The 2,149-nt window shown below is 68.9% G+C and carries 2 protein-coding genes; one reads left to right on the forward strand and one right to left on the reverse strand.

Going from position 1 to position 2,149, the window contains the following annotated elements; genetic code table 11:
- Window positions 1-372 precede the first annotated feature (372 nt).
- A complete protein-coding gene (locus ACXAID_RS27855) occupies window positions 373-1,197 on the forward strand; it encodes an alpha/beta fold hydrolase (RefSeq protein WP_475025397.1) in 825 nt (274 codons plus the stop codon).
- A gap of 78 nt (window positions 1,198-1,275) precedes the next feature.
- Here ACXAID_RS27855 and ACXAID_RS27860 read toward each other — a convergent pair whose 3' ends face one another.
- Window positions 1,276-2,142, reverse strand: a complete 867-nt coding sequence (locus tag ACXAID_RS27860) for an SMP-30/gluconolactonase/LRE family protein (RefSeq protein ID WP_475025398.1) — start codon at window positions 2,140-2,142, stop codon at window positions 1,276-1,278.
- Window positions 2,143-2,149: the final 7 nt, after the last annotated feature.

Consider the following 2,149-nt stretch of genomic DNA (forward strand, 5'->3'; position numbering starts at 1 on the left):
CTGCTGGGCGTCGGATCCGCTGGGGGCGGCGGCGGCCGGGGCGGCCAGGCCCAGGACGGCGGCCGACAGTCCGGCAGCGGCGGCGGTGGCGGTGGCGGGGTTGAGCTTGTTCATTTCGGGTTCCTCTTCTCGGTGATCTTGTCGCTGATCTTGGTCTTCTGGTGCGTGTAACCGGCAGGTCAGAGCGGTGATTCCGGGTGGCAGGAATTGACCGCCGGGTGGCAGAAACCAGCCGCCGCGGCGGGTTCGGGCACCTTCGCGGGGGCCGACCGGAATAACCCGATGGCGGTCGGCGTCGATGACGGAAGCCGGCCAGGCGAGCAGGGTTGACGCCGGGCAGGACCCGATCCCGACCATCCCGAAGGAATCCGCATGGCCACCATCACCACGGCAGACAACACCGAGATCTTCTACAAGGACTGGGGATCGGGTCAGCCGATCGTGTTCAGCCACGGCTGGCCCCTTTCCTCCGACGACTGGGACAACCAGATGCTGTTCTTCCTGCAGCAGGGTTACCGCGTCATCGCCCACGACCGGCGTGGTCACGGCCGGTCGACCCAGACCGTCGACGGCCACGACATCGACCACTACGCCGACGATCTCGCCGCGCTGACCGAGCAGCTCGACCTGCGCGAGGCCATCCACATCGGGCATTCGACCGGGGGCGGGGAAGTGGTTCGCCACCTGGCCCGCCACGGCGAGAGCCGGGTCGCCAAGGCGGCGTTGATCAACGCCGTGCCACCGTTGATGGTCCGTACCGAGGCCAACCCGGGCGGGCTGCCCAAGGAGGTGTTCGACGATCTGCAGGCGCAGCTGGCCGCCAACCGATCGGAGTTCTACCGTTCACTGGCCGCCGGCCCGTTCTACGGATTCAACCGCCCCGGTGTCGAGCCGTCCGAGGCGATCATCGAGAACTGGTGGCGGCAGGGCATGATGGGTGACGCCTGGTCTCACTACGACGGGATCGTCGCGTTCTCCCAGACCGACTTCACCGAGGATCTGAAGAAGATCGCCGTACCGGTGCTGGTGATGCACAGCGAAGACGATCAGATCGTTCCCTATGTGGCGTCGGGCCCGAAGTCGGCGGAGCTGCTGCAGAACGGGAGTCTCGTTACCTACCAGGGCCTTCCGCACGGCATGCCCACCACCCACGCCGATGTCGTCAACGCCGACCTGCTCGACTTCATCAGGTCCTGATCGCGCCGAAACGGCATTCCGGCAGTGAAAGTGCGAGAAGAGGCCTGCCGGAATGCCAGTTCGGCGAGAACGCGTGGCTCAGAGCCGGGTGTGCTCCAGGGGCACCCAGCCCAGACACCCGGCCCCGATGCTGCCCAGCCACAGCCGTCCGTCGCCCTCCACCACCGCGGTCACCATGCTGAACGCCGGATGCGTGGTGCGAAGCCCGGCGACGGGCTCGCCGCTGTCGGGGTCGAACGCCACCGCCCACACCACCGCCGCGGGTTTGGGCTGCAGGCGGGCCGGCAGCTGCCACAGCATCCTGCGCAGCACCGGTGGCCCAGCCGCCAACCGGTCCGCCAGCGGGTTGGCCGGGGTGACCATGGCACACCAGATCCTGCCGTCGGCACCGGTGGACAGGTTGTCCGGCATCGCGGGCAGATTGACCGCCAGCGGTGTCATCGACCCCGCCTGCGGTCCGGTCAGCCGGTACTTCGACAGCCGCCGACCCTGCGTCTCGGCGATCACCAACGCCGACCCGTCCGCGGTCGGCGTCACCCCGTTGGCGAAGTACAGCCCGTCGAGCACGGTGCGGACCGTGCCTTCGGCGTCCAGCCGGTGCAGTGCCCCGCGGCCGCGGGCCTCCAGAATCGCGCCGAGGTAGTCGGCGACGGTGAACGCACTGGTCGACTCGGTGAAGAAGACGGTGCCGGCCCCGGCCTCGGTGACATTCGAGCAGAACCGCAGGGGCCGGCCGGCCACCGTGTCGACCATGGTGGTCAGGTTCCCGGCGCCGTCGAGGGCGAGCAGCCCCCGCGGGCTGTCGCAGATCAGCAACCGGCCGTCGCCGGTGAACCCCAACCCCAACGGGCGCCCGCCGGTGTTCGCGACGACCTCGGGGTCGCGGCAGCCGGGCTGCAGCCGCAAGATGCTGCAGTCGGCCCGCCTCTTATACCCATCTCCGATCCCACAA

The organism is Mycobacterium sp. ABE4_509 (assembly GCF_056160785.1).